The organism is Fusibacillus kribbianus (assembly GCF_030053595.1).
Lineage (GTDB): Bacteria > Bacillota > Clostridia > Lachnospirales > Lachnospiraceae > Lientehia > Lientehia kribbiana.
Genome location: NZ_JASGBQ010000030.1, coordinates 12,380 through 35,385 on the forward strand (window position 1 = coordinate 12,380; position 23,006 = coordinate 35,385).

Annotated in this window: 28 protein-coding genes; 5 read left to right on the plus strand and 23 right to left on the minus strand. The window is 50.1% G+C overall.

The annotated features are described in order from the left end of the window. Positions 1 to 5: 5 nt before the first annotated feature. The 18 genes from QJ036_RS12620 to QJ036_RS12705 all read right to left on the minus strand — a co-directional run bounded on the left by QJ036_RS12620 (position 6) and on the right by QJ036_RS12705 (position 15,193). Positions 6 to 1,064, minus strand: coding sequence for an NAD(P)H-dependent flavin oxidoreductase (locus QJ036_RS12620; protein WP_283231728.1), 1,059 nt, complete (start codon positions 1,062 to 1,064; stop codon positions 6 to 8). Positions 1,065 to 1,075: 11 nt separating this feature from the next. Further along, positions 1,076 to 2,806 carry an acetyl-CoA carboxylase carboxyltransferase subunit alpha gene (locus QJ036_RS12625; RefSeq protein WP_283231729.1) on the minus strand — a complete coding sequence of 577 codons (1,731 nt, stop codon included), beginning with the start codon at positions 2,804 to 2,806 and terminating at the stop codon, positions 1,076 to 1,078. 30 nt (positions 2,807 to 2,836) lie between these two features. Next, entirely contained in the window at positions 2,837 to 4,150 is a 1,314-nt protein-coding gene (gene accC, locus QJ036_RS12630; RefSeq protein ID WP_283231730.1) for an acetyl-CoA carboxylase biotin carboxylase subunit, read from the minus strand. 24 nt (positions 4,151 to 4,174) lie between these two features. After that, positions 4,175 to 4,597: a 3-hydroxyacyl-ACP dehydratase FabZ gene (fabZ, locus tag QJ036_RS12635; RefSeq protein ID WP_283231731.1), complete on the minus strand. Its 423-nt coding sequence runs from the start codon at positions 4,595 to 4,597 to the stop codon at positions 4,175 to 4,177. Positions 4,598 to 4,608: 11 nt separating this feature from the next. Then, entirely contained in the window at positions 4,609 to 5,073 is a 465-nt protein-coding gene (accB, locus tag QJ036_RS12640) for an acetyl-CoA carboxylase biotin carboxyl carrier protein (protein WP_283231732.1), read from the minus strand. Positions 5,074 to 5,098: 25 nt separating this feature from the next. Then, positions 5,099 to 6,337, minus strand: coding sequence for a beta-ketoacyl-ACP synthase II (gene fabF / locus QJ036_RS12645; RefSeq protein ID WP_283231733.1), 1,239 nt, complete (start codon positions 6,335 to 6,337; stop codon positions 5,099 to 5,101). Between the two features lie 25 nt (positions 6,338 to 6,362). Further along, complete coding sequence (fabG, locus tag QJ036_RS12650) at positions 6,363 to 7,100, minus strand: 3-oxoacyl-[acyl-carrier-protein] reductase (RefSeq protein WP_283231734.1); 738 nt, start codon at positions 7,098 to 7,100, stop codon at positions 6,363 to 6,365. Continuing rightward, the gene (fabD, locus tag QJ036_RS12655) at positions 7,097 to 8,020 is read right to left on the minus strand and encodes an ACP S-malonyltransferase (protein ID WP_283231735.1); all 924 of its coding nucleotides are present in this window, start codon (positions 8,018 to 8,020) and stop codon (positions 7,097 to 7,099) included. Before fabD ends, fabG begins: the two co-directional genes overlap by 4 nt. Then, positions 8,008 to 8,976 (minus strand): enoyl-[acyl-carrier-protein] reductase FabK, encoded by a 969-nt coding sequence (fabK, locus tag QJ036_RS12660; protein ID WP_283231752.1) that lies wholly within the window; start codon positions 8,974 to 8,976, stop codon positions 8,008 to 8,010. Before fabK ends, fabD begins: the two co-directional genes overlap by 13 nt. Further along, positions 8,973 to 9,206, minus strand: coding sequence for an acyl carrier protein (acpP, locus tag QJ036_RS12665; RefSeq protein ID WP_283231736.1), 234 nt, complete (start codon positions 9,204 to 9,206; stop codon positions 8,973 to 8,975). The genes fabK and acpP overlap by 4 nt, the downstream gene beginning before the upstream one ends. Before the next feature lie 65 nt (positions 9,207 to 9,271). Further along, complete coding sequence (locus QJ036_RS12670) at positions 9,272 to 10,258, minus strand: beta-ketoacyl-ACP synthase III (protein WP_283231737.1); 987 nt, start codon at positions 10,256 to 10,258, stop codon at positions 9,272 to 9,274. A gap of 76 nt (positions 10,259 to 10,334) precedes the next feature. Beyond that, positions 10,335 to 10,904: an NUDIX hydrolase gene (locus tag QJ036_RS12675; protein WP_283231738.1), complete on the minus strand. Its 570-nt coding sequence runs from the start codon at positions 10,902 to 10,904 to the stop codon at positions 10,335 to 10,337. 100 nt (positions 10,905 to 11,004) lie between these two features. Next, the gene (locus QJ036_RS12680; RefSeq protein ID WP_331487558.1) at positions 11,005 to 11,133 is read right to left on the minus strand and encodes a winged helix-turn-helix transcriptional regulator; all 129 of its coding nucleotides are present in this window, start codon (positions 11,131 to 11,133) and stop codon (positions 11,005 to 11,007) included. After that, positions 11,130 to 12,137 (minus strand): helix-turn-helix transcriptional regulator, encoded by a 1,008-nt coding sequence (locus QJ036_RS12685; RefSeq protein ID WP_283231739.1) that lies wholly within the window; start codon positions 12,135 to 12,137, stop codon positions 11,130 to 11,132. Before QJ036_RS12685 ends, QJ036_RS12680 begins: the two co-directional genes overlap by 4 nt. A 215-nt stretch (positions 12,138 to 12,352) precedes the next feature. Beyond that, on the minus strand, positions 12,353 to 12,793 hold the full coding sequence (locus QJ036_RS12690; RefSeq protein WP_283231740.1) for an Hsp20/alpha crystallin family protein: 441 nt from the start codon (positions 12,791 to 12,793) through the stop codon (positions 12,353 to 12,355). A gap of 352 nt (positions 12,794 to 13,145) precedes the next feature. Then, positions 13,146 to 13,589, minus strand: coding sequence for an SOS response-associated peptidase (locus QJ036_RS12695; protein WP_331487559.1), 444 nt, complete (start codon positions 13,587 to 13,589; stop codon positions 13,146 to 13,148). A gap of 4 nt (positions 13,590 to 13,593) precedes the next feature. Next, complete coding sequence (locus QJ036_RS12700) at positions 13,594 to 13,908, minus strand: hypothetical protein (RefSeq protein WP_283231741.1); 315 nt, start codon at positions 13,906 to 13,908, stop codon at positions 13,594 to 13,596. A gap of 16 nt (positions 13,909 to 13,924) precedes the next feature. Further along, a complete protein-coding gene (locus QJ036_RS12705; RefSeq protein ID WP_283231754.1) occupies positions 13,925 to 15,193 on the minus strand; it encodes a DNA polymerase Y family protein in 1,269 nt (422 codons plus the stop codon). Between the two features lie 91 nt (positions 15,194 to 15,284). Between QJ036_RS12705 and QJ036_RS12710 the strand changes: the two genes are divergently transcribed. The 4 genes from QJ036_RS12710 (at position 15,285) to QJ036_RS12725 (ending at position 17,289) form a co-directional block, all read left to right on the plus strand. Continuing rightward, positions 15,285 to 15,500 (plus strand): hypothetical protein, encoded by a 216-nt coding sequence (locus tag QJ036_RS12710; protein ID WP_283231742.1) that lies wholly within the window; start codon positions 15,285 to 15,287, stop codon positions 15,498 to 15,500. Next, the gene (locus QJ036_RS12715) at positions 15,473 to 15,808 is read left to right on the plus strand and encodes a hypothetical protein (RefSeq protein WP_283231743.1); all 336 of its coding nucleotides are present in this window, start codon (positions 15,473 to 15,475) and stop codon (positions 15,806 to 15,808) included. Before QJ036_RS12710 ends, QJ036_RS12715 begins: the two co-directional genes overlap by 28 nt. A 328-nt stretch (positions 15,809 to 16,136) precedes the next feature. Next, positions 16,137 to 16,967, plus strand: coding sequence for a class I SAM-dependent methyltransferase (locus tag QJ036_RS12720; protein WP_283231744.1), 831 nt, complete (start codon positions 16,137 to 16,139; stop codon positions 16,965 to 16,967). Between the two features lie 97 nt (positions 16,968 to 17,064). Beyond that, positions 17,065 to 17,289, plus strand: coding sequence for a hypothetical protein (locus QJ036_RS12725; protein ID WP_283231745.1), 225 nt, complete (start codon positions 17,065 to 17,067; stop codon positions 17,287 to 17,289). A 7-nt stretch (positions 17,290 to 17,296) separates the two neighbouring features. Here the strand turns inward: QJ036_RS12725 and QJ036_RS12730 are convergent, their stop codons facing one another. Then, positions 17,297 to 17,656 (minus strand): HIRAN domain-containing protein, encoded by a 360-nt coding sequence (locus QJ036_RS12730; protein ID WP_283231746.1) that lies wholly within the window; start codon positions 17,654 to 17,656, stop codon positions 17,297 to 17,299. A 425-nt stretch (positions 17,657 to 18,081) separates the two neighbouring features. Between QJ036_RS12730 and QJ036_RS12735 the strand changes: the two genes are divergently transcribed. Further along, the gene (locus QJ036_RS12735; RefSeq protein ID WP_283231747.1) at positions 18,082 to 19,401 is read left to right on the plus strand and encodes an IS30 family transposase; all 1,320 of its coding nucleotides are present in this window, start codon (positions 18,082 to 18,084) and stop codon (positions 19,399 to 19,401) included. A gap of 328 nt (positions 19,402 to 19,729) precedes the next feature. Here QJ036_RS12735 and QJ036_RS12740 read toward each other — a convergent pair whose 3' ends face one another. From QJ036_RS12740 to QJ036_RS12755, 4 genes are all read right to left on the minus strand, one after another. Then, positions 19,730 to 20,320 (minus strand): WYL domain-containing protein, encoded by a 591-nt coding sequence (locus tag QJ036_RS12740; RefSeq protein WP_283231748.1) that lies wholly within the window; start codon positions 20,318 to 20,320, stop codon positions 19,730 to 19,732. Beyond that, positions 20,274 to 21,167 carry a DUF7686 domain-containing protein gene (locus tag QJ036_RS12745; RefSeq protein WP_283231749.1) on the minus strand — a complete coding sequence of 298 codons (894 nt, stop codon included), beginning with the start codon at positions 21,165 to 21,167 and terminating at the stop codon, positions 20,274 to 20,276. Before QJ036_RS12745 ends, QJ036_RS12740 begins: the two co-directional genes overlap by 47 nt. A gap of 9 nt (positions 21,168 to 21,176) precedes the next feature. After that, positions 21,177 to 22,400, minus strand: a complete 1,224-nt coding sequence (locus QJ036_RS12750; protein ID WP_283231750.1) for a hypothetical protein — start codon at positions 22,398 to 22,400, stop codon at positions 21,177 to 21,179. A 325-nt stretch (positions 22,401 to 22,725) separates the two neighbouring features. Next, a partial coding sequence (locus QJ036_RS12755; RefSeq protein WP_283231751.1) for a hypothetical protein occupies positions 22,726 to 23,006 on the minus strand: 281 nt, incomplete at its 5' end.

Below are 23,006 nucleotides of genomic sequence, written 5' to 3' on the forward strand. Positions count from 1 at the left end.
CATCGCTATCCCATCAGATCGGCCACCACCTCATGGACCGTCTCGATCCGCTCTGCCCGATAAGCATTTGTCCCGCAGAACAGGAGCGCCTCCCGGACATCGCCCCTGGCCGCCGCCAGAAGGGCGTCCGTGATGCAGTAGGGAAGTTCCCGGGGGCTGCACTTTTCCAGACACTGGTGGCACCGGCGAACCGGTCTTGGCCGCTTCCTAACCTCCCGCAGAAATTTGTTTAAAATGGCCCGTCCCGGCATTCCCACCGGACTTTTTGTGATCACGATATCCTCTTTTTTCACATCCAGATAGGCCTGCTTAAAGGCATCCGGCGCGTCGCATTCCTCTGTGGTCACAAACCGGGTGGCTGCCTGGACACCGTCCAGTCCCAGCTCATCCAGATAATGTGCCACATCCCTGCGGTCATAGATCCCGCCCGCCATGATAACGGGAATTTTCTTTCCGTATTTTTCTCCGTACTGTCTCACATGATCAGCGATCCGACGGACCTCACTGTCATAATCAAGAGCCTCCATATCTGCCAGCTCCTCTTCCTTAAAGCCAAGATGGCCGCCGGCCTTCGGGCCCTCAATGATCACCAGATCCGGCGCCGTCTGATAATGCCGGTCCCACAGCTTGCAGATGACTGCTGCCGATTTCAAAGAAGAGACGATGGGCCCGATCTTTGTTTTGAAGCCCCGGACCAGCTCCGGAAGCTTTGCCGGGAGCCCGGCGCCAGAAACGATCAGGTCGGCACCGGCCTTCGCAGCCGCCCGTACATAATCCTCATATCGCCTTGTGGCGACCATGATATTGCAGCCGATGACTCCGCCCGGTGCGATCTCCCGCGCCCGCGCCAGTTCCTTTCCAATGCACTTCAGGTTTGTCTCGATGGGCGCTGCATCAAATTCCGGCTCCCGAAATCCGATCTGCGCCGTGGAGATCATTCCGATACCGCCCTCGGCGGCCACTGCCCCGGCAAGGCCGGACAGGCTGATCCCCACTCCCATCCCGCCCTGGATGAGCGGAAGCTCTGCCTTAAGATCGCCGATCACCAACGGTTTTCTTTTCATTTGGCTCCTCCTTACATTTTCCGGAATCGTGCATATCGATGCTCCGCCAGCGCGTCCCTGTCCATTGCGCCGTAACGGTCCAGAAATTCTTCAAAGCCCTGTTCCAGTGTTCTGCAAAGCTCCTCCCGGTTCTGTCCGGAGGCAGGCTCCGGCTCTCCGATGATCCGTTCGATGATTCCCAGCCGCTTAAGGTCCTCCGCCGTCATTTTCATGACAGCCGCCGCCTCGTCAGCCCGTTTGCTGTCCTTCCACAGGATCGAGGCAAAGCCTTCCGGTGAGAGAACAGAATAAACTGCGTTTTCCAGCATCCAGACCTCGTCGGCCACAGCGAGGGCAAGGGCGCCGCCGCTTCCGCCTTCTCCGATGACCACCGAAAGAATGGGCACCGAAAGACTTGATAGTTCAAAAAGATTTCTGGCGATGGCTTCTCCCTGCCCCCGCTCCTCCGCCTCCATGCCGCAGAAGGCTCCCGGTGTATCCACAAAGCAGAATACCGGTCTTCCGAATTTTTCCGCCTGCTTCATCAGGCGGAGCGCCTTCCGATAGCCGTCGGGTGACGGCATGGAAAAATTCCGTTCGATATTTTCCTTTGTGTTCCGGCCCTTCTGCTGGGCAATGACGGTAACGGGACAGCCGTGGAAGGATGCAATTCCACCCACGATCGCTTTGTCGTCCTTAAAATACCGGTCGCCGTGAAGCTCGGTAAAATTATCAAAAATGCCTTCTATATAATCAAGACCGGTGAGCCTGCCCTGTTTTCTGGATAACTTCACCCGCTCCCATGCCGTAAACGACTTTCCGTCTCCCTGGCTCTTCGGGGTCTTCGGGATCTCCATGCCGCCGTTTTCTTTGGGAAGGCTCCGGCGAAAACCCTTCTCCTTCTTTTTATGGAGAATCAGGAGCCGGATCAGCACTTCCCTTGATTCCTCCCGCTTGAGAATGGCATCCACGAACCCATGGTCCAGTAGAAATTCCGCTCGCTGAAAGCCCTCCGGAAGCTTCTGCCCGATGGTCTGCTCAATGACCCGGGGGCCTGCAAAGGCCACCAGCGCTCCCGGCTCCGCCAGGATGATATCGCCCAGCATGGCAAAGCTGGCTGTCACTCCGCCGGTGGTGGGCTCCGTCAGCACCGAAATATACAGAAGTCCCGCATCGCTGTGGCGCTTCAGGGCTGCGGAGGTTTTTTCCATCTGCATCAGGGAAACGATCCCCTCCTGCATTCTGGCCCCTCCGGAACAGCAAAAGAGGATCACCGGGAGCCGTTCCTCCGTTGCCCGTTCCACTGCCCTTGTGATCTTTTCTCCCACATTGTGTCCCATGCTTCCCATGATAAAACGGCCGTCCATGACGCCGATCACCGTTTCCTGGCCGCCCATGGAAATTTTTCCGGTGATTACCGCCTCGTCAAGGCCCGTTTTCTCCTGGAGCTCCGCCAGCTTTTTGGGATACCCGGAAAGAGAAAGCGGATTGTACACGGAAAGCCCTCTGTCCCATTCCTCGAAGCTGCCCTCATCGGCCAGCATTTCGATCCGTCGACTGGCGTGAATACGAAAATAGCCGCTGCATTTGGGACAGATATAATGATTGGAGATCACATCCGCCGCATAGATGGGAGCTCCGCATTTGTTGCATTTCCGCCACAGGCCCTTCGGGACCTCCGGCTGAGCCTTTTCCTGTTTTTTCGGTATATCGATCGTAATATAGGAATTGGAAGGAGTCTTTTTAAATAACCGGTTCAGCATACATTCCACCTCCTGCCTGAAAAGACACTGTTAAAAATATTTCTCCATGAACCCGGTATCCACCGGGCCTTTCTCATACACAGGATGGGTAAAGATCTCATACTGGTCCTCCAGATTTGTCTCAATCCCTTCCACCATCAGTTCCCCCAGGGCACACTGCATTTTGCGCACCGCGCTTTTTCTGTCCCGGTCATGGACGATCAGTTTGATCAGCATGGCGTCATAATTGGGCGATACCTCGTAACCGGTGTAGACCGCCGTGTCCACCCGCACTCCGTTGCCGCCGGGCAGAAGAATCCCTGTGATCTTCCCGGCCAGCTTTGCATTGATCCTGCATTCGATGGCACAGCCGGACAGCGAAATCTCCTCCTGGGTAAAGCTTAACGGTTCCCCGTCGGCAATGCGGATCTGCTCTTTGATCAGATCCTGTCCCGTGACCATTTCCGTCACCGGATGCTCCACCTGGATCCTGGTATTCATTTCGATAAAATAATAGCGGTTGTCCTGATCCAGGAGAAATTCCACAGTCCCGGCATTGACATAGCCGGCCGCCCTGGCCGCCCGCACAGCAGTCTCCCCCATTTCTCTTCTGAGCTCCGGAGAGAGCGCCGCCGACGGCGATTCCTCGATGAGCTTCTGATGATTTCTCTGGACGGAGCAGTCCCGCTCTCCCAGATGGATCACATGGCCGTGCTCGTCCGCCAGTATCTGAAATTCAATATGTCTGGGATTTTCCACATACCGCTCGATATACATGGTGTCGTCGGAAAAGCCCTTCATGGCCTCCCGCTGGGCGTTGAGAAAGCTGGTCTCAAACTCCTCCTCACTTCTCACCACCCGCATTCCTTTTCCGCCGCCACCGAGGGCTGCTTTGATCATGACCGGATAACCGATCCCTGCGGCCACGGCTTTTCCTGCCGCTGCATCCCTCACCGGCTCTTTTCCCCCGGGAACCACCGGGATCCCGGCCGCGGTCATGGTGTTTCGCGCCTCCGATTTGTTTCCCATCCGGGCGATCACGTCACTTCCCGGACCGATAAATTTAATATTGCAGAGAGTGCAAAGCTCTGCAAATCTGGCATTTTCCGAGAGAAATCCAAAGCCGGGATGAATGGCATCAGCGCCCATGGCAACAGCCGCCGAAAGGATCCGTTCCATATTCAGATAGCTTTCGGAGGATTTGGCCGGCCCGATGCAGATGGCCTCATCGGCCAGAAGCGTGTGAAGCGCCTCGCTGTCGGCCTCCGAATAAACGGCCACCGTACGGATCCCCATTTCCCGGCAGGCACGGATGACCCGCACGGCGATCTCTCCTCTGTTTGCGATCAAAATCTTATTGAACATTGCGCTCCCTCCGCCTGCAGTCCTTTACCCGATCATAAAGGTAAGCTCTGCCGTCACTGCCGTTTTTCCGTCCACAGTGGCCGTCGCCTTTCCGACGCCCACCGGCCCCTTCTTCCGGATCAGCTCACATTCCAGCTTAAGCTTATCACCCGGTACCACCTTTTTTTTGAACCGGGCGTTATTGATGGCGCCAAAATATGCAACCTTTCCTTTATTTTCCTCCAGGCTTAAAATTGCCACGGCTCCCACCTGGGCCAGCGCTTCCACGATCAGTACGCCGGGCATCACCGGCTCCTGAGGAAAATGCCCCCTGAAAACATCCTCATGAAAGGTCACGCACTTATATCCCACCGCCCTCACTCCCGGCGTAAGCTCCTCAATGCAGTCCAGCAAAAGGAACGGATGTCTGTGGGGAATGATTGCCTCGATTTCTTTTACACCTAACATGCTGCACCTCCTCAACGGATCCGGAACAGCGGCTGTCCGTACTCCACCACCTGTTCGTTTTCTATCATCACAGCTTCTATGACACCGTCATATTCGCTTTCAATTTCATTCATCAGCTTCATGGCCTCAATGATTCCCAGGATCTGCCCCTTTTTCACTGTATCTCCCACCTTCACAAAGGGCTCTGCTTCCTCCGAGGGCGCCGCATAGAAGGTGCCCACCAGGGGAGCCTTCACGACCCGGTCAGACAAAAACGCTTCCGGTTCCGCAGAGTCTTTCGCCGGCTCAGCAGTCACCCTGCTTTCCGACGCTCCCCGCTCTTCCTTCCCTGTTTCAGGCACAGGCTCCACAGCAGCTCCTGCGGGCATCTTATCTGTGGTCATGGAAAGACGAAGTCCGTCCTTCTCCATCTGAAAGCTGGCAAGCTCCGATTCAGACACCGCCTCTATGAGCTTTAATATCTGTTCAAATTCCATAGAAGTTCCTCCTTGCCCCATCCCGTCATGGTCTGTATTTCTTCACAAGAATGGTGGCATTGTGGCCGCCGAAGCCCAGAGAATTGCTCATGGCGTATTCCACATCCATGAAAACGCCCTCTCCGGCTGTATAATCCAGATCACATTCCTCGTCAGGCACCTGAAGCCCCACTGTGGGATGGATATAGCCCTCCTCAATGGATTTGACGCAGGTGATGAATTCCACACCGCCGGCCGCGCCGAGAAGATGGCCGATCATGGACTTGGTGGAATTGATCTTTACCTTTTCTGCCGCGTCTCCAAACGCCAGCCGGATGGCCCTCGTCTCAAAAAGATCATTGTGATGGGTCCCGGTTCCGTGGGCATTGATGTAATCCACCTGATCCGGCGTGATCCCTCCGTCCCTCATGGCCGCCGTCATGGCCATAGCCGCGCCGCTTCCGTCCTCCGCCGGAGACGTAATGTGATATGCGTCGCAGGTTGCCCCGTATCCGGCTACCTCCGCGTAAATATGCGCATTTCGCGCCAGAGCATGGTTTAATTCCTCCAGGATCACGACCCCGGCTCCCTCGCCCATGACAAAGCCGCTTCGTTCCTTATCGAAGGGAATGGATGCCCTGGCCGGATCCTCGGAAGTGCTCAGAGCGGTCAGCGCCGTAAAACCGGCCACGCCTACGGGGCAGATGGAGCTCTCCGTACCTCCGGCAGCCATCACATCGGCCTCACCGTACTGAATGGAACGGTACGCCTCCCCGATGGAATGGGTCCCTGTTGCACACGCCGTCACCACACTCATATTTTTTCCCTTCATGCCCAGCTGGATGGCCACATTTCCCGCAGCCATATTGCTGATCATTAACGGTACCAGAAGCGGATTCACCCTTCCCGGCCCCTTTTCCAGAAGCTTTGCATGCTCCCGCTCCATGGCCTGCAGACTTCCGATCCCGGAGCCGATGCTGACGCCGACCCGGTACGGATTTTCCTCCTCCATCCGGATCCCCGAATCAGAAAGGGCCTCCTTCGCCGCCGCAACCGCATACTGGCAGAAAAGCTCCATCCGCTTTGCCGCTTTGAAATCCATATGCTCCTTTGCTGAAAAGCCCTTTACCTCTGCTGCCAGCTTTGCCTTATAATCTGTCGTATCAAACCGGGTGATCGCACCGATCCCGACCCGGTTTTCCTTAATACTGTTCCAGAATTCCTCTACGGTATTTCCGATGGGGGTAATGGCCCCCATTCCGGTCACAACAACTCTTCTGCTCATCGCTTCTCAAACTCCAATTCTTATTTTACATGGCCATGCCGCCGTCCACACTGAGTACCTGACCGGTAATATAGCCTGCCCGGTCTGACACAAGGAAGGCTACCGCCTCCGCAATATCCTCCGGCCGTCCGAAATGTCCCAGCGGGATCTGGCCCACCGCATGCTCCTTCACCTGATCGGAGAGCACCCGGGTCATTTCCGTATCGATGAAGCCGGGGGCAACGGCATTGACGGTGATTCCTCTGGCGGAAAGCTCCCTGGCCGCCGACTTGGTAAGCCCGATGATCCCCGCCTTGGACGCACAGTAATTGACCTGCCCCGCGTTTCCCATGACTCCCGATACGGAAGAAATATTTACGATCCGGCCGCTCCTCTGCTTTATCATCTGCCGGGACACATGGCGGATGCAGTTGAAGGCGCCCTTCAGGTTAATAGCTATCACCCTGTCGAAATCCTCCTCGCTCATTCTCATGAGCAGGCCGTCTCTGGTGATTCCCGCATTATTGACGAGAATGTCCACCCTTCCGTATTTCTTTATAATTTCTGCAAAAAAGGCTTCCGCGCCATGAAAATCTGACACGTCGCAGCGGATCGCTTCCGCTTTTCCGCCTGCCGCCTCGATTTCGGCCACCGCCTCCCGGGCCCGTTCCTCCGAGCCGTTGAAATTCAGGATCACAAAGGCTCCCTCTTTTGCCAGCCGAAGGGCAATGGCTCTTCCGATGCCTCTGGACGCTCCTGTGACCACCGCGATCTTTTCCCTCATGAAAGCACTCCTTTCAGGTTTTCCAGGTCCTCCCAGGTCTCCACGTTAACAGTCTGCGCTCCCTTCACGATCTTCTTTACAAAGGAAGTAAGGCTCCTTCCCGGTCCGATCTCCACAAAGGTATCTACTCCGTCCGACGCCATGACTTCCACGCTCTGCCGCCAATACACCGGGGAGGAGACCTGTCTTCGCAGAAGCTCCTTCACCTCATCCGCCCGGTATACATAGGAGGCCGTCACATTCGTCACATAGGGAATGACCGGGTCCCGGACCTCCACCGGAGCCAGCGCCTGTGCCAGCTTTTCTCCTGCCTCCAGAAGAAGCGGGGAATGAAACGGGCCGCTTACCCTGAGAGGCATTGCCCTTCTGGCTCCTGCCTCCTTCAGTGCCGCGCAGGCCTCTGCCACAGCCTCTGTCCTTCCGGAGATCACAAGCTGACCCGGACAGTTGTCATTGGCGATCCAGACATCCTCCATGGAATCCATAACCTCACGGACCTTTTCTGTCTCCAGAGCAAGGATCGCCGCCATGGCCCCCGCCCCTGCGGGAACTGCCTCCTGCATGTAGATTCCCCGTTTCCGCACCAGCGAAATGGCATCCCGGACCGCCAGGACCCCCGCCTGTGCCAGTGCACAGTATTCTCCCAGACTCAGGCCCGCCGTCACGTCCGGCTTTCCAAGCCCGCGTTCTTCAAGCTCCGCCGTCATGGCAAGACTTGTCGTCACCATGGCCGCCTGGGTGTACTCCGTCACATGGAGCCTGTCATTTTCCTCAAAGCAGAGGCTCTTCATGTCCAGCTGAAGAAGCTCCGATGCCCGGTCAAAAACCGCTCTGGCCGCCGGGCTGTTTTCATAAAAATCCTTTCCCATGCCGGGCTTCTGGGCGCCCTGACCGGGAAACAGATACGCTATTTTACCCATGAGCTGCATTCTCCGAAAAGAGCCTCGGTCTGGGCCATCAGCTCCTCTATAATCTCTCTGCAGGACTGTTTCTTTTTGATCAGACCTGCGATCTGCCCTGCCATCACACTGCCCTCCGAGACATCGCCCTCGACCACCGCTCTGCGGAGACCGCCGATGGTCAGGTTCTCCAGTTCCTCGAAGGAAGCGCCTTCCTTCTCAAGCCTCAGATATTCTCTGGTGGTCTTATTCCGGATGGTCCGTACCGGATGTCCTGTGCTTCTTCCGGTCACCACACTGTCAATGTCCTTTGCGGCAATGATTTTATCCTTATAATTTTCATGGACCACAGCCTCATCGGAAACCACAAACCTGGTTCCGATCTGCACGGCCTCGGCTCCCAGCATAAACATGGCCGCCATGCCCCGGCCGTCGCCCACGCCGCCTGCACCGATGACCGGAATGGTTGCCGCGTCTGCGATCTGCGGCACCAGTGCCATGGTGGTCAGCTCACCGATATGGCCGCCGGACTCGCAGCCCTCGGCCACTACGGCATCGACTCCACACCGTTCCATGCGTTTTGCAAGGGCTACAGAAGCCACCACCGGAATCACCTTCGCGCCGGAAGCCTGCCACAGCTCCAGATATTTTTCCGGATTTCCCGCACCGGTGGTGACCACCGCCACCTTTTCCTCGGCAATGACTCTAGCCACCTCCTCGGCATAGGGACTTAACAGCATGACATTCACGCCAAAGGGCCTGTCGGTCATTTCCTTTGCCTTCCGGATCTCATTTCTCACCCATTCTGCCGGAGCGTTGGCCGCACCGATGAGGCCGAGACCACCGGCCTCTGAAACGGCCGCCGCCAGATGGTGCTCCGCCACCCAGGCCATACCGCCCTGGATAATGGGATATTCAATACCGAGACATTCTGTAATCCTCGTTTTCATATCGGTTTCCTTTCCGGTTCTATTTATGCCTCCACACCCTTATCCTTCAGATACTCCATAACAGCGCCTACCGTTTTCAGTTTTTCCAGATCCTCCGAGGGGATCTCCACACCGTACTCCTCCTCAAGGGCCATAACCAGCTCAAACAGATCCAGGGAATCTGCTCCCAGATCGTCCTTAAAGGAGGTTGCCTCTGTGATATCCTCTGCCTCCGCATTTAACTGATTTGCAATAAGTTCCTTCATTTTCTCCAGCATCGCTTTTTCTCCTTTTTATTTTTTATCACTGTCATAATTTCTTTTCCCGGCCGTGCAGTCTACCGCTACCATACGACCACCGTTGCTCCCCAGGTAAGACCCGCGCCGAAGCCGGCCAGCACCAGACGGCTTCCCCGTTCCAGCTTTCCTCTCCGGTTCAGCTCATCCAAAAGAATGGGAATGCTTGCTCCGGAGGTATTTCCATATCGGGAAAGGTTCATCGGAAATTTCCAGAGCGACTGATTCATGCGCTTTGCCACCGACTGGATGATCCTCTCATTTGCCTGGTGAAGCACAAAATATTTGATATCCTCCGCCTTAAGGCCTGCCTTTTCCAGCACCGCCTCCAAAACCTCCGGCACCGTTTTTACCGCGAACCGAAACACCTCCCGGCCGTTCATGGACATATAGTCCCAGGAAGCCTCCGGCGTTTCCGGTCCCCGAAGAGGGCCCCCGCTGCAGATAAGGCATTCGCCCCGGCTGCCGTCGGAACCCATCAGGAACGGGCCGATGCCCTCTGCCGGACTGCCGGGGCAGCCCTCGTCCGCCTCCGTCCGCTGCAGCACCGCCGCGCCTGCGCCGTCTCCGAAAAGAATACAGGTGCTTCTGTCGGTCCAGTCCACCGCCTTTGACAAGGCATCTGCGCCGATGACCAGTGCCGACCGATACAGGCCGGCCTCCAGATAGGCAGCGGCTGTGTTGAGGGAGAACAGAAAACCAGAGCAGGCCGCGCTCAGATCAAAGCATACCGCATTGGATGCTCCCAGAGCCGCCTGCACCTGACAGGCTGTCGAGGGAAACAGACAATCCCCGGTGGAGGTGCCGACAATGATCAGCCCAAGCCTCTCCGGCAAAAGCCCTGCCTGCTCCATGGCCCGCTTTGCAGCCCGGACTGCCATATCCGTCACGCCCCGGTCTGTGATCCGGCGGGTCCGGATCCCGGTCCGTTCCCTGATCCAGGAATCACTGGTCTCCACCAGCTTTTCCAAATCTTCATTTGTTATGATTCTGTCCGGTACATAGCTCCCGGTTCCTGTAATTCTCACTGGCATAATAGTTTTAGTCCCTTATTATTTGAATATCAAACTATTTAGCAGTATAGAGCCTGTGTATCTGTTTGTCAAGAGGTTATTCAGAAAGGAATGGGGAAAGTTTCCGGTTGAGCTTCGGATAGATCCGTTCCCGGAACCAGGGCTCCGTGGAGCGTTCAACCGCCTCCCACAGAGGAAACCAGGCAACCCGGCTGTTTTCATCGGGCTTACTGCGCACCGGAAGGGCCGGATCCGCCTCAAAAAGATAGGTCACATTGAGATGAAGATGGGAGGAGACATACTGCCCCCTCTTTTCGTGGCCGTTGACCGTCAGAATTTCCAGCGAGTAGATGCGATCCGACACAGGATGCACGTCCGAAAGACCAGTCTCCTCCCGCACCTCCTGTTCCGCCTTCAAAAGAAGATTCCGCTCCCCGTCGGCATGACCGCCCAGCCATGCCCAGGAATCGTACAGATTATGATATGCCATCAGCACCTTTTGCCGGTCCGGGCTTACCACCCAGGCAGAGGCGGTAAGGTGAGCCGTCGGATTCTCTCTGGAATAAAACTCTCCTCCGCTCCTCAAAAGCCGCAGAAGCTCCTCCTTATCCTGCGCCTCCTGGTCGTTCCAGGGCACAAAGGCTTCGATTTTCCGTATCAGTTCCATTCTTCACGCCTCCGCTCTGCCTCATCCTTTCACAGCCACGCTGTGCTGCGTTTATCTTTGTTTATCCTACCATGCTGATGTGCAAACGTCAATTCGTGAGTCAGCGATTTTTGGCCTGATACTCTTCTCCCCACGCCCACATGGCATCTAGGACCGGCTTCAGGCTATACCCCAGCTCCGTCTTCAGATATTCGTACCTGAGCTGCTTTTCCTCCTTTACAAAACTCACTCTGCTCCGGCATTTCCATTGTATTTCTGCGCCTGCCGGGCAATTTCCTGATTCATCTGCTCTACGACCTGCGGCGGGGACACGATCTTCACACCCTCACCCAGAGAAAAGATCCATCCCAGAAACTGATTGCTGACGTGGACATCCACATTCACAGTAAAATGTTCCTCGTCTGCCGGAATCAGCATAATGTCCTTTCCAAACCGGTCGATCATAACGCCAGCCAGGCTGTTTTCCACCAGAAGCTTTACCGCCTGTTCTTTTCCGCCAAACATTCCGAAGCTTTTCTTTGCATAATCCGCCATATTGAATTTTTTAAAATGCTCTTTTCCCTCTCTTGCTTCCTCCGACATCTGGATATGCAGCATTTTATCGACGCGGTAATGTTTGATCTGTTCTGCGTTTGAATCATAGCCCACCAGGTAATAGTTCTCATCCTTCCAGGAAAGTCCCCATGGGCTGATATGATAATAGGCCCCTTTATGACGCAGTTCCATCTCCTTCTTCACATTCCACTGGAAATACTGGAACCGGATCTTCCTGTTCTCCGAAATCGCATTATGAATGGCGTCCACAGTATAATAAATACTCTCATTCATCGTTTTGATCCTACCAGACACATACACCTGACGCTGCAGCTTCATGGCCTCGTATTTGCTGACCAGCTTTTCCAGCTTCCTGATCAACGCATTTGTTTTCCGCTCCGTAATAAATCTGGACGACTGGATCGCATCCACCAGAAGCTTTAACTCCGGCAGCTCGAACGGACGGCTCACCACATGATAATGATACCGGTTTCCCACCGGCTCCCCTTCCACCTCGATCCCCAGCACTTCCAGATCCCGCAGATCATTATAAATGCTTTTCCGATCAGCCGTAATCTCATATTCTTCCAGTGCCGCCAGGATCTCCGGCATGGTAATATAATGATCCTCATCTGTCTTTTCCAGCATGATCTGTGCCAAACGATACAGCTTGAATTTCTGATTCATTCCCTTCGGCATAATGCTCCTCCTTCCTGTCGGAGTACGATCCATTGATTATAACCAGTATAGCACAGATGAGCAGCTTATGGCAAAGCGGTTCCATCCTGAGGCTGTCAAAAAAATAAGCTGCACACAGTTGTATGCAGCCCAATCTATATAAAGAGGTGCCAAATATCCCTCATCAGCTTTTTAATCGGTTGCCGGCAGAGCATTGCGCTCTGCCGGTCAGGTCATCACCCTTCAATGGCAATATAATTGGCCTTTTCCTCAACGGCCTTCTGTCCCTTCGGTACCGTCAGGGAAAGAATACCATTTTCATATTTCGGATGGATATCCTCTTTCTGAACCCGATTACCGACGTAGAAGCTCCGGCTTACATTTCCGGCGTAACGCTCACGGCGTACATATTTGCCTTCTTTATCCTTCTCATCCTTATCCAGCCCCTTGGCCGCACTGACGGTCAGGTATCCATTTTCCAGCTGGATCTGGATCTCATCTTTCTTGAATCCCGGCAGATCAATGGCGACCTCATAGGTGTTATCCTTTTCCTTCACATCGGTCTTCATCAGATTTGCTGCATGCTTCCCGTATAGTTTCCTGTCGATATCAGGAAATGCAAAATCATTCATAAAATCATCAAATAAAGTTTCTCCAAAAATACTAGGCATTAACATAAGTCATATCTCCCTTCCTGACATAAACTAAAGTTTGCACCACCGGAAAAATTCCGAAGTGTTGATTTTCTGAACTTTCCGGGAGAGATTTTATTTTCTCTCTTCCTTTGTTCTACGTGTACTATAACACCTATTATTAGCACTGTCAAGAGGTGAGTGCTAATTTTTTTGTGAACTTTTTGTGTCTTTGTTTCCAGTCACGTTTCTTTCAAAATAACCTCAATTGCTCATACTCTGTCCGCTTTTCCAGTGCTCCCGGTCTTTTATGCAGCAGCCATTTGACAGCTCCGTCATCCAGCACCCAGGATTCTATTTCTGTCCGCTCCAAAAGTAACGGCATCCGGTCATGGACTCACAAGACGGAGGGATTCGCCGCCGTCGTCAGAACCACGAATCGATCTCCTTCCTCAAAACGGCGGTAACAGCCTGCCATAAATAAAATTTCCCCCGGCCTTTTAAACCAGTACTTTTCCCTTCGGGGTGACCATTCATAAAATCCACCGGCAGGAATGATACAGCGTCTGTGAAGAACGCTGTCCTGAAAGCTCCGTTTTTCCAGAACGCTCTCTGCCCTTGCATTGATCACCAGCCCTTTCCCCGAATAACCAGGAAAACCCCAGCCCATCAGTTCCGGCATAATAGTGGGTTCCACGTTTCCGCTGCCTTTCAGAACCAATGCCTGTTCTGAAGGTCGGATATCCCCGGTTTTCCTGTGATTCATTTCTCTGTCAATGTCCGCCACCAGCCGCTCGATCTGCCTTGCCGTCTCATCGTCAATATAATAACGTCCGCACATAGTTTCACTCCCTCGGTTCCAAAAGCTTCCAGGTACATTCATCCGGCCGGAACAACAGCGTAAAAGAAAATTGCCGGTTTCCCGCCGCTGCCAGGCACCGATACCGCCAATGCAGAATTCCCGCATAAAACTGCTTTTCCGCTGTCTGCACCTGAATATCTCTGATCTCTATGATCTCATCCTCCGTTTTCAGCTTCATGCCCAGCGGCATACTCCTGCCGCTGGCCGTAAACCAGCATTTCACCGCAACCTCCTGGTACGGTCCTTTGAGCTCTCCGTGTTCCTGATGACCGCTGTTAATTCCGATTCCAAACGCCATAGGCTGTTCCTTCCCTTCACTCTATATGGAGCCTTTTATAATCCACAGTCCGTTTCTCCCGGCTGATTCCACCGCTCATATGGTCGATCCTGCCTCCCACAAAGGCTGCCCTCATGACTGCATCGTTGCCATAACGCCTGCGGATCGCATCTACCGCCTGATCCATCTGCTCCAGCTTTTCGTAATCGGTATGATCAAACATATCGATCTGGCGCATATTGACATGATCGCGGATCCGGCTGGTATGGATTCCAAGATGCCGGATGGGACTTCCGTCCCATAAATCATCAAACAGCCGGCAGGCATACCGATGGATTTCATTTGTAATATTGGTAGCATTGGGCAGAACCATCTGGTGACTGGCATAGCGCAGATCATACGTCTTGATTCCTACCGCAACGACCTCCGCCCCCACACCGGCTTCCCGAAGCCGCGTCCCTACCGTCTCGGCAAGAGCCAGAAGCACCAGCTTTGCCGTTCCCGCATCGGTGACATCAAACGCAATGGTCGTACTGTTGCCATAGCCTTTGTTGGCTTCCGGTTCCGAGCGGACGACCGATGTATCGTATCCGTTGGCAAAGGCCCAGATGACCTCACCATGCTTCTTGAGGCATCGTTTTAAAAAAGTCACGTCTGTCTGTGCCAGCTGACCGATGGTCTTTATCCCCATCTTAAACAGCTTCGCCGCTGTAGCCCTGCCCACAAAGAACAGATCGCTTACCGGGAGCGGCCACAGCTTCTCAGCAAGCTCGCTTCTCCAAAGGGTGTGGACCCGGTCCGGCTTCTTAAAATCCGAGGCCATTTTCGCAAGCAGCTTGTTTTCTGAAATGCCGATATTTACCGTAAATCCAAGCTCATCCCTTATTCTCTCCCGAATCCGGTTCGCTGATACGACCGGCTCGTCAAACAAAAGCTCCGTTCCCGTCATATCCATAAAAGCTTCGTCAATGCTGTACTGCTCCACACATGGGGAATACTCCCTCAGAATATCCATGAAAGCATGGGAACACTGCTCATATAACCCATAATTGGGCGGTACCAGAATCAGCTCCGGGCATTTCTGTTTCGCCTCCAGGATCGTTTCGCCCGTCTTGATCCCAAAGCGTTTCGCCGGGATGGATTTTGCCAGAATAATCCCGTGCCGCATCGCCATATCTCCTCCGACCGCAGCCACCTGCTCCCGCAGATCCGTTTTCCCTCCCAGACAATAGATCCGGTAAACCGCTTCCCAGGAAAGGAACGCAGAATTTACATCAATATGAAAAATCACCTTATCCAAACCTATGTTCCCCTCCTTACGATACCATTATACAAACTTATGTTCGAATTTTCAACCACTTATTATTACCATTTTCAATTTCATGTTCGGGGCGGTTATGACACAGGAAGAAAGCTGCCGGGATTTTCTGGAGATGGTTTTTGGATTTCCGATTGAGCGAGTAGAAGTTGTCTGGGAAAAAAGTCTGGTGTATCATCCGGAAAACCGGGGTGTGAGGCTGGACAGATACGCAAAAGATAAAGATAATAAGCATTATAATGTAGAGATGCAGATCTGGCAGCGAGTATGGACGATTATGAGGATGAATTTGTGAAGCGTCTCCAGGCTTCCGTCCAGCATGTCAAGGAAAGCCGGAAAATGGAGGAAAAGTTTATGTTACCGGAAGAGCTGTTAAGGGATGAGCGCGCTGAAGGAAAGGCTGAAGGAAAAGCGGAGTCAATTCTGGAACTTCTGGAAGAATACGGACCGATTCCCGGGGATCTGAAAGCGCGGATTCTCTCGGAAGTGAATCTGGATACCCTGAAAAGATGGCACAAATTATCTGCCAGGGTACATTCGGTGGAAGCATTTGTAAAGGAATTGGAAACAGAAGACCGCCAGAAATGCAGAGCTTCCGTTTAATGCTCTGAAAAATTCTATTTATAATGAGACGACAGGAACAGGCGGTAGTTGCCGGTGCTGTTCCTGCCGGATTTCTGATCACAGATCTTTGCCTGTTCAGGCAAGTATTACCCAACAATTATAAAAGTATAAAAGCAGAGGAATTCTATAATCCATTCTATGCGCTTTGACCAGTATGAATCGACATCCTCTTGTTCCCTGGAGCTCTGCCCACAGAGCATGCATTGCAGAGTGTCTTGGGGTATGATATGATAAAGCCATAGTGCCGTTAAACAGCGGACAGCATCTGTTCACCGATGCCAATAAAAAGGAACATAAAGGAGGCCCCATGTTCAGACAAATCCGTGATGCGTTAAAAAAGCCTCAGATCTACACCCAAACAGACGTCCCCTTCTGGAATGATGAATACATTTCAAAGCAAATGCTCAAAGCCCATCTCGATCCGGATTTTGAGGGCGCAAGCAGAAAATTGTCCTTTATCAACCGGTCTGTTGACTGGATCACCCACACGGTTCCTCCGGAAGCTTATCCGAGGCTTCTTGACCTTGGCTGCGGTCCCGGATTGTATGCGGAACGATTTGCCCGCCAGGGATATCAGGTCACCGGAATTGATTATTCGAACCGCTCCATCGAGTATGCCAGAAAGTCTGCTCTCTCCAACGGCCTGTCCATTGAATACCATTATCAGAATTATTTAAACATGGAATTTGAGCATGCCTTTGATTTTGCCGTCATGATCTATTGCGACTACGGCGCATTGTCTGACGCCGACAGAAAAAATATCATGCAGAAGGCCTTCCGCAGCCTGAAGCCCGGCGGCAAATTCCTGTTGGATGTATTTTCCATGGCTCAGTACAGCCTTTTCGGGGAAAAGCAGACCTGGGAGCACTGTCATCAGGGCGGCTTCTGGCGTGAAGGAGAATATATTGCCCTGCAGGGATATTATAAATATGAGCCCAACGTAACGCTGGAGCAGATCGCAGTCCTTTCAGAGGACACGGTGACTCCCTATTATCTATGGACTACCTGTTTTTCTCAAGACACTTTAACCAGAGAAGCGGAAGAAGCAGGATTTCAGGTATGCGGAATCTTCGGCGACGCCGCAGGAGCTCCGTATGATGCTGACAGCCCTACCCTTGCGATCCTTTTGGAGAAATAATGCAGCGGTATCCCTTATGCTGTACATGGCTGCCATCTGTTTTCTTGTAAGCCGCAGGAAAATAAACTACTGCAGCATTTGGTTCTGCGCAGGAATTGTGTTCCTTTTTTTATACTATATTGTCTGGACCCGCTACTTTGCAGGCGGCCGCGACACGGCGCTTCTGGAGAAGAAATTCGGTCCGATACCGATGCCTTTGACTGTATTTCCGGTATTGTATTTTCTGTGCGCCGCCATATGGCTCCATAATGTTCCGGCCGTTATTTTTATGATCATATTTGGCATTGCCCATAATATTGTTTCTTATCGTTCCCTGTCATAAAGGGAACCTATGGCTCAGAAAATCCCTCCTGCTCCGGGTTTTCCTCTTCAAGGACTTCCTGTCCGGCGATACTCTTCTTACATAATTTACAAAGAGCTCCGGCCTGAGTTACCAGAATGACCTTCCCCTTCGCACAGTCTCCGATCTTGTCATAAAGACGGCCGGCGCTCATGCTCTCACCCAGAACGGTATAGGGACTGTTCGCCACATACCCGATCTTTCCGAGTCCTTCCACCTTTACCTGGATCGCCTCTTTATCAACCTCATTATCCGGCTCTTTTTCCAGATCGATTTTCATTCCCTTTTTCAGAAAATCAGATCCATAATAATGTTTTGTTCCCGCCAGTGTAAAATAAATCTTTTCCATTCTTCGTCCTTCCTTTCCATTGCTGAAACTCATATCTGTCCGGGGCATTTCCGATTTCTTTCTGCCCTTCTTTAGTCACTCATGTAATCGTAGTAATCATCCTCACTGGCAAATAAAATATATCTGTCTCCCACCAGTCCCATGTATCCGCTGCTTGTATGAAATCCCTTCATTGCCAGTACCTCCGTTTCCCTGAATTTTCTTTTTTACAGACACAGTTTATTTCAACAGGTGGGGTTTAAAAATACCAGCAAAACTTTATTTCCAACATAAAAAGCACCTGAAGAGTTTTTACTCTTGTAGAATGAATTCCTTATTTCCAGTCAAACCATTATTTTTTCTCTTGGACTGGAAGTAAGTCTTGCACAAACTCTTTATTTGATTCATGATGATGCTGGTTATCTGTCTGCCAGAAAGGAATACTTATGGCAAGCAAAAAGAAAAAACAACGTCATCTTTCTCTTACTGACAGAACATTTATTGAGCAAGAACTGGTAAGAGGGTCCTCTTTCACTGACATTGGGAAAGCACTTGGCAAAGATCCTTCTACTATTGCTAAAGAAATAAAACTTCATATGGAAACACGTAAAGCCTCCGGAAGTGCACACGGTTGCAGTAATTGTCGGAATTACAAGGAATGTACGCTTCAACATATGTGTGGCAGCATAATCTGCAAAAGAAAATGTAAGTCGTGTAACCTGTTTCAACATCACCATAATTGCCCTGATGATAACCAGTACACGTGTGATGCTCCATTCAAACCGCCTTACGTCTGTAACGGTTGCGATGAAAGGAACCATTGCCACTTAGAGAAGCATTATTATCATGCAGCCAAAGCTCAGGCAGCATATGAAGCCACGCTTACCACTTCACGTCAAGGCATAAATATGACTCCTGAAGAACTTGCCGAACTTGATGCAATAATCTCTCCACTAATAAAGAAGGGGCAGCCGCTTAGTCATATCTTTGCTGTCCATGCTGATGATATCCCTGTTTGCAGGAGAACGCTTTACAACTATCTGGATCAGCGTGTCTTTGCAGCCAGAAACATCGATTTACACCGTCGTGTACGCTACAAAAAGCGTCGTTCCGACAGCAAACCAGACAGTAGACACCTTAATCAGATTTATCGAAACAAGCGGACTTACAAGGATTTTGAATTCTATATGGAACACCACCCTGATGCTTCTGTAGTCGAGCTTGATACTGTTAAAGGAACTCGTACATCTGGGAAATGTCTTATGACTCTTCTATTTAGAAGCTGTAATTTTATGATCATAATCCTGCTTCAAAAATGCACTCAGGAATGTGTTATTAATGCTATCAATAACCTTTATGAGACTATCACTCCAAGATTATTTAGGAAGTACTTTGAAGTTATTCTCACAGATAATGGCCCTGAGTTTAAAAACCCTTGGGACATTGAAAAGGATACTTCTGGCAAGAGGCGCTGCTATGTCTTCTACTGCGATCCATACTCTTCCAGTCAGAAGGGTAAGTTGGAAAAGAATCATGAATATATAAGGTATGTCATTCCCAAAGGAAAAAGCATGCAAGGATATACTCAGGACGATATCAACAAACTGGCCAGTCACATCAATTCAACAGCCAGAGACAGCCTGAATGGTGCAACACCATTCGCACTTGCAAAGCTTCTTATAGACAAAAGAATTCCGGTTCTAACAGGACAATTTGAAGTCTCCCCAGACGACGTCATGTTAAAACCGGATCTCTTAAATAAATAAAATACAACAGAGCAGACAGGTAACCACTTCGCCTCATAATTCATATAAGACGGGTGGAATTTACTTTTGCTCACGATATTCCAGTCGTCTGTTTGCTATGCAAACAAACAGACTTGACATAACGATTTTACCACGTTTTTTCAGATCTTCAAAGGTAGAATTTGTTACCATATGTACTCAAAGTCGCAAATCAGCCCCTTTTTAGCACTATGACTGGAATTAAGTTTTACAACTAAGCCATTTGTCCTTTTTGACGCTTTTTGACGCAAAAAACGGGCAACCACCACAGTATTATCTGCAGCAATTGCCCAATTCACATAACTACTATTTAATTCATATTTTCAAGAAACGCCCTTGCACACTCTTTCATCTGCTCTACTACTTCGCTTGGTCCGACTACCTTTACATCCTTGCCAAGACTGAATATCCAGCCAAAGAACTGCGGGCTGACATTCACATTGACATTGATCTCGCTGTGCTCCTCATCTACTTTCCTGATACTGATATCTTTTCCGAATCTGTCAATAAAGACACCGCACATATAATTAGCAAATCGTATTTTTACATTTGTCTTTGTTCCCTGATACATTCCGAAGGTCGCTTTGGAATACTCTGCCATATCAAAGTTTTTGAATTCTTCCCTTCCATCTCTTTTCTCATCTTCGATGGAAATTCGCATCATTTTATCAACACGATAATGCTTAACCCGGTGGTCCAAATCATCAAAGGCAACGAGATAATAATTCTCATCGTCCCAGGTAAGGGCCCACGGACTTACAACAAACCAGTCACCATTATGTCTTGGAACAAGTTTTTTTCTACATTCCATTTGTAATATTTGAATCTGATTTTCTGATTTGTTCCCCTGGACATTATTCTTCCCCCTCCAAATATCGCTGTAGTTCTTCATCAGTTCCATATGGGTCTACAATCCTGCAGATCATCTGTATGTCTCCTACCGGGAACCAGTCATCATCGTGCTCCACTTCACGAAGTCGCTTTGCGATAGCTCTGCCTATTTCCTGAGCCTTCTCTCTTTCAAGTGCATCATCTAGAACCTGCAGCTTATCAAGGATTTTATAGAACAGTTCATCAAATGCAGGAACATTTTTATATGAAAGAAATCCTCCTCTGTCTGTAGTAACTGCAAGTGCTGTCTCAAGTTCTTCCATCAGTCCCTGCTTGGATATTTTAACCGGAACAAGATATTCGTTATCTCCAAGCAATTTGTCAGATCCATCTTTAATCTGATATTGCATTTGGAAGCTGACATATCCTTTTATAAGTTCTGCAAATTCCTCAGGCGTAAACTTTTTTCCATCTATTACAAAGGCCGGTCCCCAGTCATTATCCTCATCTTCAATAATTTGTATGTTTCCTTTACTCTTTAACGAGAATGAAGTTCCCCATTCACTTTTATGCTCCTGCAGCGTTTTTGAACAAACCCCGTCCACGATTTTGCGAAATAGTTTCTGAGCGACCGCAGTTCCATCCTCATCAACATCGGAAATTAATCGGAAACGATACTCTCCATCTATCTCATTTGCCTCCCAACTAACAATTGACCCAAGCACAATATGCTCTATCTCAAAGGTGTGCATCTTTCCATTTGGTTCTATGACAGACATATTCTTGGCATAGGTAAAACTGTCATCTATTCCCATATCACGAAGTGCCATTTCATTATGACAGTCAAAACAGTAGGAATGATTACCTATACGGATCTTGGCAGGATTCTTTTTACAAATCTCACATATTTCTCCCATAGCACCCTCCTAAAATTTTATTAATTCTTCGAACATGGCTTTTCGGCGTGGATAGGTATCTCTGTATTTCTGCGCTCGCTGCTCTGCCACTTCATTGCCTCCTGGGTATCTCTGTATCCACCTAAGAAGCCCTGCCAGTTTTCTGTAATCAGATCGCTTATTACCATCATGTGCAACTCTGTCTGCCTTGGCAGAAAGTACAACAAGACATCTTTCCGGATACAACTTTTTCAATTTCTTCTCGTATGATTTTATCAGATCTGTATCTTCACAGGCTTCTACGATATCCATAACAAGATCATATCGGTCTTCCTCTGCATACCAGCTGCTTGCCCTGTAATCCGTTTTCTTAATGATACCAAATATTTCCTCTCGAGCTGCAGGCCAATCTTCCTTTGAAAAATTCGATTTATACTCTTCCCAAAGTTCCATGTTTCCCACAGCAGCACGCATGGCCAACTTCAGATTTTCAAAATATTTTTCCTGATTACTATAATCTTTATATATGTGCATCAGTTTTTCACGATACTTGTTTCTGCCCCATCTCTGTTCTTCGCGCTCTGCGAGTTCCTCATAAATTGCAATGGACTCATCAAGATTACCGTAGTCAAGTTCAATCTTGGCAAGGTTCTCCTTAACAAAGTAACTCTTAATTGTTCCAGCATACTGACGCACCTCGTCGATTGGGTATTTCAATTCTCCCATAAGAGTCAACACTCGTTCCTGACACCTTGGCAAATGAAATTCCACATAGAAATGATCTTCCGATTTCTCCAGAAGCTCTATCTTCTCTTTCAGAAAATTCATTTTCTTATTCAGGAGTTCTTCTTCTTTGAAGTGCTCCATCATATATCTGTAGAGTTCATCCTCCATGTAATCGATAACAGAACCATCCAGATTCTTAAGAAACCATTCCAGCATCTTGGCATGATTTGTTTTAGGATCATCTGCAGCATATACCGCATCCCAGGCATCGAAAACGTAACAAACAAAATCCTGAGTCTCCCCATCGGAATCATCCTTGTCAGTTTTCGCCCATTTCAAAAATGCTTTGTTAGCCAGTTCAAACAATTCCTTATATTGTCCCTGTCTTCCAAGATCAGCTGTGGCCTCAGTCATAAGACTTGTCATATCGCTCCACAAACCTCTGCAATTATAATAATCAACAAAACCTCTTCTACTGTAAGCAGCAAAGATATGGTTAATTTCATCTCTATATTCTTTAAATTCCATAACGCCTCCATTATGTCCTGGCTTTTTAAGGCCATTATAACATAGGTGCACAATTTAAGGGACAAGATTTTTTCTTTTTGCGAACAAGTTCGCAAGCAGTGCAATCTTATATAAGATTGCTTCAGTCGCTTGTTAGGGTGTGCACCCTAATACCCCTGAACCGATGATTCTCATCGGAGCTACGCATTGCTGTGCAACGCTAGAATACAAAAAGCGGGGTACCCCACCGGAATCAATTCCGATGAAATACCCCAAGAGAATTATAGCGACTGTCCGCTTTTGCTTTGTTGTTTTTCTTTTTGTTTTTGTTCTTCTTCCTGCTGATTCAGGAACCGCTCCAGATTGTGTTTTGCCATCTGAAGTTCTTTGTTCTCCTCTTTAATCTTTCGGTATTCAGCATAGGCATCCTTCTTCTTTTTAAGAAGCTCCGAATACTCCTGATTGAGGTCTTTGAGTTTTGACACTTTTTATATAATGCTCCAAGGGAGTGTTGCATAATGACCTGAAATCTAAGCGATATCGGGTCAGGAGCAACGCTCCTTCGTTTTTGGAGCAAAAAAACCGGTTTGAGAATCCACTGTGGATAATCAAGCCGGTTTTTAGCGT